This is a genomic window from Candidatus Marimicrobium litorale (genome assembly GCF_026262645.1).
Lineage (GTDB): Bacteria > Pseudomonadota > Gammaproteobacteria > Pseudomonadales > Halieaceae > Marimicrobium > Marimicrobium litorale.
The window spans coordinates 601,536-614,698 of sequence record NZ_SHNO01000001.1 but is presented as its reverse complement, the minus strand read 5'-3'; the positions used below and the strand labels follow the sequence as shown (position 1 = coordinate 614,698).

Below are 13,163 nucleotides of genomic sequence, written 5' to 3'. Positions count from 1 at the left end.
CCTAAAATATGCCCATGGAAAGCCCCGTTGCAAAAGCCTCTCCCAGCTCGGTTGCAGCCTGAGCCTGCACTGAAGAATATTCACCACGCACGATTACGGTCTCTGCTGCGCGCACCAGCGGGTAGCCAGACGCTATCCGCTCCGCCTGAGCACGTGCACCGCGGCCATCATTCCCCGCGCTGATCAACAGCGCGTAAGGCAATACCAGTTCTCGCCTGATCGATGGATATAGCGTCCGATCGAAAAAATCTTTCATCGTCCCGCTGAGCGTACCCGAGTTCTCCGCCGCTACCAGCAGCAGCCCGTCTGCCGCTGCCATTTGACGAACGCCCGCGTCCCAGGCGCGCATCAGAGTGACCTGCAGCGACACCTCTTTGATCGCCCCCTTCCTCACCGCACAGGCAAGACGCGCACAGGTACCGCTCTGGCTGTGATAGACAATCAGCAGTGATTTCAAAGCAGCACCAGTCGACCTGTTCCCAGCGTGGATTGGAACACAGCGCAATCGCCGTGTCATGCCCATCGCGCGAAGACCTCTACCGCAGCGCTCCTATTGTTAAATTGAGGCCTGCAGTGCTCTAATAGCGCAACAAGCAAGATCCTTTTACTTGCAACGGTCGTTTTTTGTACGCACCACTACGGGATTATCAGATGCACAATATCAACAGGCAATGGGTACTAAAAACGCGTCCAGCAGGCGCTGTCAGCACAGCAAATTTTGAACGCGTAGAAGCACCGATGCCCGACCCGGATCTAAGCGCCGGGCAAGTGCTGGTAAAAACCTTGATGCTGGGCTTCGACCCTGCCATGCGTGGGTGGATGGCCGACGAGCCTAGCTACCTGCCTCCGGTCGCCATTGGCGAGCCCATGCGTGCAAGCGGCATAGGGCAGATCATAAAATCGCAAAACGCAGACCTCCCCGAAGGCACATTGGTGCAAGGCCTGCCAGGATGGCAGGAGTACAGTATCGGTGATCCCGCCGGTGCCATTCCTCCTGTCGCCCTGCCGGAAGGTACTCCACCGAACCTCGCGTTAAGTGTGTTCGGCGCCACCAGCCTTACCGCATACTTTGGCCTTCTTGACATAGGACAACCCAAAGCAGGCGACACCGTGCTTGTGTCAGGCGCAGCCGGAGCGACCGGCTCGGTTGTCGCGCAAATCGCAAAATTGAAGGATTGCCGCGTTATCGGTATTGCCGGGGGTGCAGAGAAGTGCGGGTGGCTTGAGAACACGTGCAGGCTGGATGCCGTTATTGACTACAAGCGAGAAAATATCCAACAACGCATAGGCGAACTGTGCCCCGAGGGCGTTAACGTTTTTTTTGACAACGTCGGCGGAGCGACCCTGGAAGCCGGTATCGAACACATGACAGATTTCGGACGTATCGTATTATGCGGCGCGATTTCCCAATATAACGATGCGGAGCCTTCCCCGGGCCCGCGTAATTTGATGTATCTGGTCAGCCGGCGCATCCGCATGCAGGGCTTTATCATGCTCGACTATCTTGATCGTACCCAGGAAGCCATCGATGCCATCACCGGGTGGGTCATGGCCGGCGAACTCGCCTGGCGTGAGGATATACAGAACGGTTTCGACCATATTCCCACAACCTTACTGCGGCTATTCGAGGGCACGAATAGTGGCAAACAGTTGCTCAAACTGGCCGACCCTCAGTAGTTATCCACAGCCCGGCTTGTGGATAACTATGGGGACATTTCACACGCCAGCCGCCTCGGCCAGCGCACAGGGTGTCTGCCGTAATGTGGCTTTGGTGCCGATAAATCGCACACTATATGCTTAAATATCAATGTGTTACGCTAAAACCAGAAAACCGCTATCGGCCTGCCGCAAAAAGTAGATAGGCCTAGCAGGTCTCGCCTGAGATTTGTGGATAGCGGTCAGGGTAAACCGCCTGCAAAACTGCTTAAAACCCCTTAAATTAAAGGCTGAAAGCCCGTAATGATCGCCTTTTTAGTCGTCCCTCCCGGGCCTCTCATTCGGGATGTGTGAGCACCCAACACCGATGCGCCTTCCGTCCACGCTGAAAGTCAGGCGGCAGAGTTTGTCGCGTAATATCCCTGCAGGAGTAAGTTTCTGTCACGCCCTCATCCAGCGAAAAACTGCGTCGGTTATTCGAAAAATACAATTGTCCCTCGGGACGTAGCCTCGCCATACAAAGGCGTATTAGCTCTCCATGGTCACGCTGCACATCGAAGCTACCGTCCATCGACTTGGAGTTTGAGAAGGATGGCGGGTCGAGAAGAATGATGTCAAACCGCCGCGACGACTCGGCCAGCCAGGTTTGGCAATCAGCCCGTAAAACCTCATGGCTGTTTTGCTCCAGTTTGTTCAGACTAAAATTTCGCCGTAACCAGTCGAGATAAGTATTGGAGAGATCCACGCTGACGGTACTGCGCGCCTGGCCCAACGCAGCGTGCACTGTCGCGCTACCGGTATAACAAAACAGGTTCAGGAAATCTTTTCCTGCCGCCTCCTGCGCAACACGCAAACGCAAGGGCCGATGATCAAGAAATAATCCCGTATCAAGATAATCGTGCAGGTTCACTAGCAAACTGGCCCGACCTTCATGAACCGTAATGAAATCGCGACGGTCGTCTCGCTTGGTATACTGCTCCGCACCGCGCTGTCGACTGCGCTCCTTATAAACGATATTCGCAGCATCCATGGCCAGCACTTCGGGCAACGCACTGCGCACATCAGCCAGACGCTGCCTAGCAAGGTCTTCCGACACCGATGCGGGCGCCTTGTACTCTGCCACATGCGCGTAGGCGCCATAGATATCGACAGCGACGGCATATTCAGGAATATCGGCGTCGTAGAGCCGATAACATTCCACCTGCTCCCGTTTGAGCCAAGACGCCAAGCGTTTGCGGTTCTTTCGCACACGATTGGCAAACATGATCGCCCCGTCGCTGAGCACAACCGTCTCAGTGTCTTTATCCGTGATTTTTGGCGCTGAACGGATCTCATTGTTGCTGAGATCGAACAACAACAACGTGGTTGGAATCGCGCCATTAAACAAGGAATAACGCTTGTGGCTGCGCAGACCAGTCGCCTTACCCAGTTCAAGATCAGAGGTAAACACAGCCGCATGCCACCCGGCAAACTCCGCTATCATCGTATGACCCAGCTGCAAGTAAAGTTCACCGAGGCGTTTCTTCTCCCCGATACGCTCACCGTAGGGCGGGTTGCACACTAACAAGCCAACCGGCAGGGGAAGATGGCTCGGTTTGCGTAACTTGGACACGGGCTTGCAACTTACCCGGATACTTTTTTCCAATCCCATACTGGCGATGCAGGCCTGAGCCTGACGAATCACGGCGAGATCCCAGTCGTACCCGCGTATCTCTGGCAGGGTGGCAGCCCTGCCTCGCTCCGACCTGCCACGGGCATCCGTAAGTATTGCCTGCCACTGAAGACGGTTATGTAAAGCCAGGTGCTCAAAACCAAAACTGGGCCGATCAAGGGCGGGGGCGATATCCGCCGCCATCATGGCCCCCTCCAGCAACAGAGTCCCCGCGCCGCACATGGGATCAACCAGGGCCCCACCCCGCGCAGCGATCCCGGGCCAGTTTGCCCGCAACAGGATGGCAGCCGCGAGATTTTCCTTTAGAGGAGCAGCGCCTGCGCGCGCGCGATAACCCCTACGATGCAGACTGCCGCCGGACAAATCGATGGACACATGGGCGATGTTTCGCAGCAAGCGCACGGCCAAACGCACTTCCGGCTGGGCGAGGTCGACGCTAGGGCGCTCCTGAGCGTCCGCGACAAACCAGTCAACAATAGCGTCCTTGGCGCGCTGCGCGCCAAAACGAGAGTGGCGAATACTGTCGTTCTGACCCGCGAAGTCAATGGCAAACCGCTTGTCTGCGGTAAATATACTGCCCCAGTCCAGCGCCAGCATACCCTTGTAAAAAAGCGCCTCATCGGCGGCATTTATTTCCGCTAGCGGCAGCAGTATCCGATTCGCCAATCGCGACCAAAGACAGGCGCGATACATAACGGCTTGTGGGCCACTGAAATGGACCCCCGCTACCGTTTCGCGGGTGCTATCGGCACCCAGAGTTTTTAATTCATGGGCCAGCAGGGACTCCAGCCCCTTTGGGCAAGTGGCAAACCATGCGTTTTTTTCGTCTTTCACATCCAACAATGCAATGTCCCCCTATCGTCTCTGGAACTATTCGCCTGAAAGTTATTGGAAAGACCCGCAGATCGGGCCAGCAATCGCTCAGGTTCGCGTCCTGCCGTCCTGCCGTTTGGTGGAGGTAGATGATTTTTTCTTCGCTGAAGAAGAGCGACGAGAGCCTGTTTTGGTGCGCGAAGGGGGCTTGCCTTTCGTTTTGGCAGGGGGCTTCTTGACAGGCGTGGTTGTGGATTTTACCGCGCGCTTTGCGCTACTGGATTCCAAGCGAGACAGCGCAAGCAATGCCACCTGTTTCTCGTTATCCATTACCTCCAGCACGAGGTTACTGGAACTCTCCATGTAGTGTATATATCGATCGAACTCCTCGTCGCCCAGCTCCCTGATGACATCATGCTGTCGCATTAGATTGACGAAACGGCGCTCACGTTCATACTGCCGCGGCAGGGCCATGACACCCCATTGCTCCAACGCCTTTTCCATGGCGGGGTTGTACGTTCGCATGAATTTGACAAGGAAGGGAATAGGATCGTGCCGTGCCAGCAGTGCCGCACTACGCAACATCAACTCCAGCGGCATCATGGTTTCGCCGCGCTCGACATCTTCCAGTAAAGACCGATCCGAAAGACCAAGGCTGTTTGCGAGATCGACGATCGACATGCCGGCCGTCTCACGGGCATCCTGCAAAAAATGACCCGCGTCAGCCATAGCCTCCAGGCGCTCAGGCTCCAACTTGCTGAGCAGCGTATTACGCAACCAGGTCTCGCCAAACATCGCGGTCAATGTGGCTGTATTTCGTGCGAAATCTACCGTGCCGCCGGCAATCTGTTCACTGACTTTTATCAGTGACTCCAGCAGCGTTTCCTTATCGTTATCTTCCTCAGCCATAGTCGCAGGATAGCAGAATTCAAGGGCTCGGCGTTAAGCCTGTCTCCAACACAAATATCTGTTGCAGTATGTCTCGCCATTCACCGTACTGGTTTTCCAGCGTTCCGCTGAGTTTATAAACGGTACCACTGATATCCAAGCTCGTGGGTAAGACCTCATTATTAAACCCCAGGGCCAGTTCGTCGAGGTCCTGAGCATGAATCCTCGACAAGCGGTAGGTGTTGTAGGTTTGCTCAAGAGCAGTGAATGAACCCGGCCGACCACGACTCTCTCGACCGAGCACCCGGTCTTCAAAGTCACCAACAAACACCGCTTGTTCTGCACTGTACTGACGCCAGAGAAGGTAGGCTGGCGCAATCGCATCACTGAGATTGACGTATTGCTCATCCACGGTGTCGATAAACCGGTATTCCTGCTCTCGCAAGCGAACAATGCGTTCAAGCATGGGGTCACCGCGCGCGGGCAGTCTCTGCAGCGTGTACTCAGCGGATTCGCCTACTGCAAGGTATTCACTAAATACCTCTGGAGCCAGCGCCGAGGCATAGCGTAGCAGCGCAATCTCACGGATTGTTGAGGTACGGGCCGCGCCCAGACGCTCTCTGGCCTGTAGTAAATCTGACGCAATGTTCTCATAGACCTGAACAAAGGGATCCCTTTGTAGCGATCCAGTGTAGTCAGCCGGCGTGGCTGAACCCTCATAAACCGCATCCAGCCATATCACACCTGCGGCATCCTGAGCGCGAATCTGCAAGCTCAATTGCTGGCCGTCAGACTGCAGAATTTTGCCTGTCACCAATAACTCAGAGGAGTCCATCAATTCCGGCAGAACACGGACAGCACCCCAACCCCCCCGCTGCATCAGCACATCCCGCAGAACGACAGGCATGTATTTTGCCTCAGATTTTCTAATCTCAGGAAAAATACCAAGCCTGCTGCGAGCCGCTTTGTCAGCGGGAATTCCAGGGTCAAACACCAACAGGCCCACATCCAGGAAAGCCTCCTGAGCGTGAGCGCTCACCGGGCCCATGACCAGCCAAAGAACGAGGAAGCCGCACAAAGTGTGCGCTAGCGCGGGCCAGTGGTACACACCCTTCCCCTCGTTAACGTCATTTCACAACGAAAACCTCTTTCACCAGGCAGGAACCGGTTATAAACGCGATTAATGGTAAAAGGCATGGACACCTGATCCGTTCTCACAGTGGTGGTCAATTGTAAGCGGGCTCTCGAGGGCCCTGTTGTCATCACATGCTGAATAGCGAGCCCGCCCGGCAGCACGAGCCGAAACACTAGCTGGTGGTCCCTCCAACCACACAATTCGCTGCCAAAGGGGGTTTCCAGCTGACGCAGAGAGTCATCATAAAATTCGCAGGTGAGATCGGAATCCTCCTCTCGCCTCACCCGAATAAAATCCTCGTTCTGATCTATTTCCAGTAATGCAGTACGAGCAATCATATCGGTCAATCGCACCAGGCCCGATACAGATTCGCCATTGTTGTAGCCGTTTGCATTAATCACAAGGCCACCCGCCGGCCCTTGTCCCGACTGCGACCGACGCTCCGCTTGTTGACGCAGTTCCCTCACCAAAACATTAACGCGTTCCTGGGTATTATCGCTCTGGCCATAATCGAGCTCCCAGTGACCACTGAAGTCGGCTGCGTTGTCGCTTTTCGCCTGCAGCCCTGTCTGCTGTCGGGGCGCGTCGCTACATGCCGCCAAGCACAGAGACAGCAGCCACACAATGGCAAAAAGAGGTCGCACGTTATTCATCACGTCGCGAGTGTACCCTGCACGCTATCGGGTGGCGACTGAATGCAATCAACAGATCGTATCAACCACGTGGAGTCAAACATCGTTACTCTTAACGATCCGGGCCTGCCGATTTCAACTCACTGATAATCGAAGCCCACATCGCGTCGGGCGCGGCATAGGGTGAATAGATCGCCAGACGATCCGCATACGGTCCGTATTTTCCGATCAGTTTACTGGCGATTTCATCAGGCTCCCCCCGGGTAGTGAATGCGTCTAAAAAGCTGTCATCGATATGTGCACCCAGCTCGTCCCAGCGGCCTTCCTTCGACAGCCGGTTTAATTCGGGTTGTAAATCCCCGCAGCCAATCGCATCCATCGGGGGGCGGTAAGCCGGGGTAGACGCATAAAAGCCCAACAGGCTCTTCACGCTCTGCGTGGCGGCTTCTCGCTCGGCTTCCGTCTCGCCTGTAATGACAATGGCATTGATTTGTAGAAGGAAATCTTCTCTGGAACGACCCGATTTCTCAAGACCTCGCTGTACAGCGGGCAGCGCATGGTCTTCCAGAAAAGGCATGCTGTTGAAGGGATGGACTATCAATCCATCAGCCGCCTCCCCCGCGACTTCGGTCATGCGCGGACCCAGAGCACCCAACAACACTGGCGGCACAGAACAATCGAGTGGCCCCGGGTTGAACATGGGCGTCATCAGAGTATGGCGGTAATAATCGCCACGGAAGTCAAGCTTTGTCCCGTTTTGCCAGCAATCAAAGATAGCCTTGAGCGCGCGTATGTACTCGCGCATGCGTGTCGCTGGCGGACTAAACTCCCGACCAAACCGGTTTTCGATGTGGGCCTTCACCTGCGGGCCAATGCCCAGCATGAACTTCCCCTGGCTGAACTTTTGCAAGTCCCAGGCCTGATAAGCCAGATGCATCGGGTTGCGCGGAAATGCGACGGCAATCCCCGTGGCAATATCAAGTTGTGGTGCATGTTCTGACGCGATCACCAGGGGATAGAAGGGATCCCAGCTTCCCTCCAAGGTATAAACGCCATCATAACCAATAGCAGCAAGGCGCCTGGCCTCCTGCGCCGCGTCACCAAGCTGCGAATAAAATGGGCCATCTATTTTCATTGTAAAACTCTTCCCTTCCGTCAGTACTGGTCGCACAACTTACACCACCCAATGCCAACGACCAAACGACGCGAGTATTCCGGAACGGCTATCAGGTTGCAGTTCAGTATGCTGAACAACTGGGAGCGATTGATGGGATACACTAGAGCCACAACATCCCACTCTTTTTTTCACCATTTACGGGCTACGCGCTATGAAAATCGGTATTTGCCTACCCTACATGAAAGCTGGTCTGACCCGCCAAGACTATCTGGCCTGGTTCCAGGCAATAGACAGCGGTCCCTTTCACGCCCTGTCCTGTGGCGAACGGATTCACGGGCCCACCTTTGACATGCGCGTGGTGCTTTCGGCGGCAGCCGCAGCGACCAGCCGGGTCGAGATTACGCCCACTCTCTATGTATTGCCGATGCACAGTGCGACCCGTGTTGCCAAGGAACTCGCGACCCTCGATATACTCTCTGGCGGCAGAGTCAGAAACGTCTCCGTAGGCTACGGCGGACGGGAAAAAGACTACGAGGCAGTGGGAGCTCAGTATAAGGGCCGTTACGGCAAAATGGACAGACAGGTTGAAGAAATGCGCAAGGTATGGCGCGGCGAGGAAATGATTCCCGGAGGCGGTTTTATCGGACCTACACTCACTGACCCGTCCGGACCTCGTCTGCTAGCCGGCGCCATGGGACCAAAAAGTATTGCACGTTGTGCAAAATGGGCAGATGGATTGTATGCGTGGTCCGGGAACGGCGAGCAACACGAATTAGCGAATACTTTTCGTATGGCAGATGAGGCCTGGGAAAAAGCCGGGCGAGACACGCCCTCTTATCGCATGGGTGGTTTCTGGTATACGCTGGCCGACGATGGTCAACAAAAGCTTTATGACTATGTTTACGACTACCTCGCCATCGCCGGCCCCGAGATAGCAACAATGATGGCGGAGTCCGTGCATCGCAGCTCGGAGGATTCCATATTAGAGGGCCTGGACAACGCTGAGGCGGCCGGTTGTGAGGAATTGTTCATGGTACCGGCGACGGCTGATCTGTGCGAGGTAGACAAACTCTCCGAGATACTGGACAAACGCTAGTCGGTCGCCACGCCACAAGCCCTACGGTAAGTAATGCTGCGTGCTGCACAGGCAGCTACCGAAAGGCCATAATGCGAACTATCTAGCGTTTCCGTGCTTTACGCGCTGACTCACGGTCACGTGACAGCTTATACTCCTGTGTCGGTGCAATAACTACGGCGGCATACAATGGCAAAGCGCGTTTATCTTTTCAGCGAAGGCACCAAGGACGACAGTGATCTACTAGGGGGTAAGGGGGCCAATCTTTGCGAGATGACAGGCCTCGGTCTGCCGGTGCCCTTCGGCTTTATCATCACTACCCGCACCTGCCGCGAATATTTCCAAGCGGGCAATAAACTACCCACACTGCTGGAACAAGAGTACCGGGTCGCACTGGACCTGGTAGAAGGAAAAATGGGCGCCCGCTTCGGCGATCCAGAAAATCCGTTGTTATTCTCCGTCCGCTCCGGCGCACCGGTTTCGATGCCTGGCATGATGAATACCATCCTGAATCTTGGACTGAATGACGAGATAACAGAAGGCCTGGCGCAAAAGACCGGTAACCCGCGTTTCGCTTGGGATTCCTACCGGCGGTTTATCCAGATGTTCGCCAACGTGGTGCTGGACGTCGAGGGCGGTCTGTTCGAAAAGGAACTGGAACAATTCAAAAAAACACGCGGCAAAGTGCATGATGTCGACATGCAGGCGGATGACTGGCGTGAACTTGTGCAACGTTACAAACGCCTTGTGGATCTGCCAGAGGATCCTTTCCTCCAGCTGAAGCTAGCGGTGGAGGCTGTGTTTCGCTCTTGGCATACACCCCGAGCTATTGTCTACCGAGAGATGAATAATATCGACGAGAGCCTCGGCACAGCCGTCAATGTGCAGGCGATGGTTTTTGGCAACTTTGGTGATTCGTCGGGCTCGGGAGTTGCCTTTACACGGAACCCCGCAACAGGTGATCGCCAGTTTTTTGGGGAATACCTGCCAAATGCTGCAGGTGAGGACGTTGTCGCAGGCATCCGCACGCCACTGCCTCTATCGGCATTAGAGCAGCAATTGCCTGCAGTCTATCAACAGCTTTTCGACACTCAGGCGCTACTGGAAACACATTATCGCGATATGCAGGATATCGAATTTACCGTACAGGACGGTGTGTTCTACATGCTACAAACCCGAAGCGGTAAACGCACCGGTCGGGCGTCTATCAAGATTGCAGTGGACATGGTGCGCGAGGGTATGATCACCGAACCGCAGGCACTCATGCGCGTATCTCCTGAACACGTCGAAGCATTTCTGCATCCAATGATAGATCCAAGCGCCAAGCGCGATATCGTCGCGAGCGGCCTTCCCGCGAGCCCGGGAGGCGCGACGGGGCAAATCGTATTTTCGGCTGAAGAAGCTGAGCAGGAGCACACCGCTGGTCACTCCGTAATCCTGGTGCGCCGCGAAACAACACCGGAAGACATCCACGGCATGAAAGTTGCCGCCGGCGTACTGACGGAGCTGGGCGGCATGACGTCTCACGCAGCAGTGGTTGCGCGCGGCATGGGAGTCTGCGCCATCACCGGCTGCGGCTCACTCACGATTGACTGTGACGCTGGCCACGTTAGCACCGACGACGGAGTCGTTTTGAAGCGGGGCGATACCATTACGCTTGACGGCACATCAGGCGAAGTCATGCTGGGCGACATTGGCAAGATTGAGGCCAGCTCAAGCGACGATTTCCAAATATTGCTGGGCTGGGCCGATAAACACCGACGCCTCAGGGTGAGAGCAAATGCCGAAACACCTGAAGACGCAGCCAAGGCTCGAGAGCTCGGCGCGGAAGGTATTGGCTTGTGCCGCACGGAGCACATGTTTTTCGACGCGGAACGAATTGTCATCATGCGGGCCATGATTCTTGCCGAAAATGATGAAGAACGGTGCACTTACCTGTCCCAATTGCAGCAGTTCCAACATGACGACATGCTGGAGTTGTTTAAAATCATGGACGGTTTGCCCGTCACGATCCGGCTGCTGGACCCGCCATTGCACGAGTTTCTGCCTCAGAGCAGCGACGATATCAATGCACTGTCCGAACGCATTGGCAAACCTGCACGGCAAATACATGAAATTGTCGAAAACCTGTCGGAAATTAACCCGATGCTGGGTTTTCGCGGCTGCCGTCTCGCGGTGGTATTCCCGGAAATCAACGAGATGCAGGTCAAGGCTATTATCAGTGCGGCATCTGACGCCATAGCGTTAGGATACCGCCCACTGCCCGAGATTATGATTCCACTGGTTGTCAATGTTCGGGAGATTCGTCTGATCACGCGAATTATCGATAAATGTATTCACGAGACCGCCCGTGCAAGAGCCGTTTCTATTCCCTACAAGATCGGCACCATGATGGAGACACCGCGGGCAACTCTCGGCGCGGACAGACTCGCACCGGAAGTCGAATTCATGAGCTTTGGCACCAATGATCTTACGCAGATGACGTACGGCTTTTCACGGGACGACGCGGGTAAATTTATCCCCAAGTATCTGAAAGAAAAATTAATCGACCTCGACCCTTTTGTTTCCCTCGACCAACGCGCCGTGGGGCGACTGATGAAAATAGCGATAAGCGAAAGCAAGAGCAAAAAACAGGGCATAAAGTATGGAATATGCGGCGAGCACGGGGGAGATCCTCGCTCAATTCAGTTCTGTCATGACATCGGCCTTGACTACGTTTCCTGTAGCCCCTTCCGCATCCCCATCGCACGTATCGCCGCCGCGCAAGCCAATGTCGATGGCAACCAGACCTATTGACGCAAGCGAGTGTGCATGACGCACCTTGACGAAGGCATAAAACAGTAACGATTGCGTATGTGCAGAAGCTAGACTCGAATAAAGTGCTGCTGCACAATCTGCAGGGCGTTAGAGAGCGTCCAATAAAGCACCATTGCCGCGGGGAAGGGATAAAAGAGTAAAAAGAACGCCAGCGCTATAAAGTAAAGATTGCGTTTTTGTTTTCTGAGCTCGTCTGCCGGCGCAAGTCTATCCTGAAACAACAGAGCCGAGAGCAACGTTACGCCGCTCATCAACCAAGGCAAGAGGCTGACACTGTCGCCCAACAGCGGGATCACAAAGGGGAGTCGCGCGATTGAATCCGGGTAGGCGAGGCTCTCAATCCAGAGAAAGCCTGAGTTCTGCAGTTGCGGCATCTCACCGAGGGCATTAAACACGGCAATCCAGATCGGTATCTGCAGCAGCATACCCAGCATGGGCTTCAAGACGAAAAACGGACTCACGCCCAGTGATTTGTGCGCAGCCATAATGCGATTATGCGCTTCCTCACCGTCATATTGAGCCTTGATGCTCGCCAACTGCGGAGCCAACTCCAGTTGCACCTCGCTTACCTTGCGCTGCATCCGCACCGTGACCACTCCCAGCGGCACCAACAGCACTTTCAAAGCAACGGTGAAACAAATAATCGCCAGACCCCAGCTCATGCTCCCAGCCTGTTGCAAGGCCACCAATGACGATTCCACCACCCCTGCCAGCCAACCAACGGGCCGCCACAGGTGGGCATAACGCAACTCCTCCAGTGGCAGGCCATACTGACTGCTCAGACGATCATTGCGAACCAGCTCTGCCTGCACGCCACCGCGGGGAAAAGCCGTGGTGATGAATGTATTCTCACTCACTGTAAGCGAAAGGCCGGGGCCACTCACCAGGAGAGTGTCAAAACGGCCCATGGCGGCGAACCACTGCCCTTGTACCAGCTGCACATCTTCACCCGGGCTCTGAGCGACCACGCCATCAATATCCACAAGATAAAAGGCAATGCTGTTGTAGTAGCTGGCCATGCCATAAAAAGGCCTGGACTCCTGAACCAACGTTCTGACCCGATCAAAGTCGCCCGTTTTGTTAAACTCAGCGAGTTCGGCTTGCGTCGCGTTCATTGCCAGAGCGTGGCCGGGGATAAGCGCAATGCACACCAGAATAAGCAGGCGCACTGCAGTAAACGCGTTCATAAGTATGCCCCCGGGACACGCTGTGCCCTCGATCATCGATAGCGAGATGACGATGTTATCAATTCTTCGCCTCTATTCTCCACAGCAAGAGGCTAAATTCGCGGCAAATCACGCAGGCTGCTCAATAGCGCCTTAAGGTCGGCGTGAAAATCTGCTACCGTTGCGCCTCTT

At 55.1% G+C, this 13,163-nt stretch carries 10 protein-coding genes; 3 read left to right on the top strand and 7 right to left on the bottom strand.

Going from position 1 to position 13,163, the window contains the following annotated elements; genetic code table 11:
• Position 1 precedes the first annotated feature (1 nt).
• Complete coding sequence (locus EYC82_RS02810) at positions 2-457, bottom strand: NAD(P)H-dependent oxidoreductase (protein ID WP_279248040.1); 456 nt, start codon at positions 455-457, stop codon at positions 2-4.
• Positions 458-651: 194 nt separating this feature from the next.
• On the opposite strand from EYC82_RS02810, the gene EYC82_RS02805 reads away from it, so the two are divergent.
• Complete coding sequence (locus EYC82_RS02805; protein ID WP_279248039.1) at positions 652-1,677, top strand: NADP-dependent oxidoreductase; 1,026 nt, start codon at positions 652-654, stop codon at positions 1,675-1,677.
• A gap of 316 nt (positions 1,678-1,993) precedes the next feature.
• Here EYC82_RS02805 and rlmKL read toward each other — a convergent pair whose 3' ends face one another.
• The 5 genes from rlmKL to EYC82_RS02780 all read right to left on the bottom strand — a co-directional run bounded on the left by rlmKL (position 1,994) and on the right by EYC82_RS02780 (position 7,931).
• Positions 1,994-4,162, bottom strand: a complete 2,169-nt coding sequence (gene rlmKL / locus EYC82_RS02800; protein WP_341475069.1) for a bifunctional 23S rRNA (guanine(2069)-N(7))-methyltransferase RlmK/23S rRNA (guanine(2445)-N(2))-methyltransferase RlmL — start codon at positions 4,160-4,162, stop codon at positions 1,994-1,996.
• A gap of 87 nt (positions 4,163-4,249) precedes the next feature.
• Positions 4,250-5,050: a helix-turn-helix domain-containing protein gene (locus EYC82_RS02795; RefSeq protein ID WP_279248037.1), complete on the bottom strand. Its 801-nt coding sequence runs from the start codon at positions 5,048-5,050 to the stop codon at positions 4,250-4,252.
• A gap of 19 nt (positions 5,051-5,069) precedes the next feature.
• Positions 5,070-6,137, bottom strand: a complete 1,068-nt coding sequence (locus EYC82_RS02790) for a hypothetical protein (RefSeq protein WP_279248036.1) — start codon at positions 6,135-6,137, stop codon at positions 5,070-5,072.
• Positions 6,116-6,817 (bottom strand): hypothetical protein, encoded by a 702-nt coding sequence (locus EYC82_RS02785; protein WP_279248035.1) that lies wholly within the window; start codon positions 6,815-6,817, stop codon positions 6,116-6,118. The genes EYC82_RS02790 and EYC82_RS02785 overlap by 22 nt, the downstream gene beginning before the upstream one ends.
• Before the next feature lie 91 nt (positions 6,818-6,908).
• Entirely contained in the window at positions 6,909-7,931 is a 1,023-nt protein-coding gene (locus tag EYC82_RS02780) for a TIGR03617 family F420-dependent LLM class oxidoreductase (protein WP_279248034.1), read from the bottom strand.
• Positions 7,932-8,124: 193 nt separating this feature from the next.
• On the opposite strand from EYC82_RS02780, the gene EYC82_RS02775 reads away from it, so the two are divergent.
• A complete protein-coding gene (locus EYC82_RS02775) occupies positions 8,125-9,009 on the top strand; it encodes an LLM class flavin-dependent oxidoreductase (protein WP_279248033.1) in 885 nt (294 codons plus the stop codon).
• Positions 9,010-9,177: 168 nt separating this feature from the next.
• Positions 9,178-11,784, top strand: a complete 2,607-nt coding sequence (gene ppdK, locus EYC82_RS02770) for a pyruvate, phosphate dikinase (protein WP_279248032.1) — start codon at positions 9,178-9,180, stop codon at positions 11,782-11,784.
• Between the two features lie 68 nt (positions 11,785-11,852).
• Here the strand turns inward: ppdK and EYC82_RS02765 are convergent, their stop codons facing one another.
• Positions 11,853-12,992 carry a YidC/Oxa1 family membrane protein insertase gene (locus EYC82_RS02765; RefSeq protein WP_279248031.1) on the bottom strand — a complete coding sequence of 380 codons (1,140 nt, stop codon included), beginning with the start codon at positions 12,990-12,992 and terminating at the stop codon, positions 11,853-11,855.
• Between the last annotated feature and the right edge of the window lie 171 nt (positions 12,993-13,163).

Coding starts and splice junctions, on each gene's coding strand:
- EYC82_RS02805 (WP_279248039.1), top strand. CDS start 652: ATGCACAATATCAACAGGCAATGGGTACTAAAAACGCGTCCAGCAGGC.
- EYC82_RS02795 (WP_279248037.1), bottom strand. CDS start 5,050: ATGGCTGAGGAAGATAACGATAAGGAAACGCTGCTGGAGTCACTGATA.
- EYC82_RS02785 (WP_279248035.1), bottom strand. CDS start 6,817: ATGAATAACGTGCGACCTCTTTTTGCCATTGTGTGGCTGCTGTCTCTG.
- EYC82_RS02780 (WP_279248034.1), bottom strand. CDS start 7,931: ATGAAAATAGATGGCCCATTTTATTCGCAGCTTGGTGACGCGGCGCAG.
- EYC82_RS02775 (WP_279248033.1), top strand. CDS start 8,125: ATGAAAATCGGTATTTGCCTACCCTACATGAAAGCTGGTCTGACCCGC.
- ppdK (WP_279248032.1), top strand. CDS start 9,178: ATGGCAAAGCGCGTTTATCTTTTCAGCGAAGGCACCAAGGACGACAGT.
- EYC82_RS02765 (WP_279248031.1), bottom strand. CDS start 12,992: ATGAACGCGTTTACTGCAGTGCGCCTGCTTATTCTGGTGTGCATTGCG.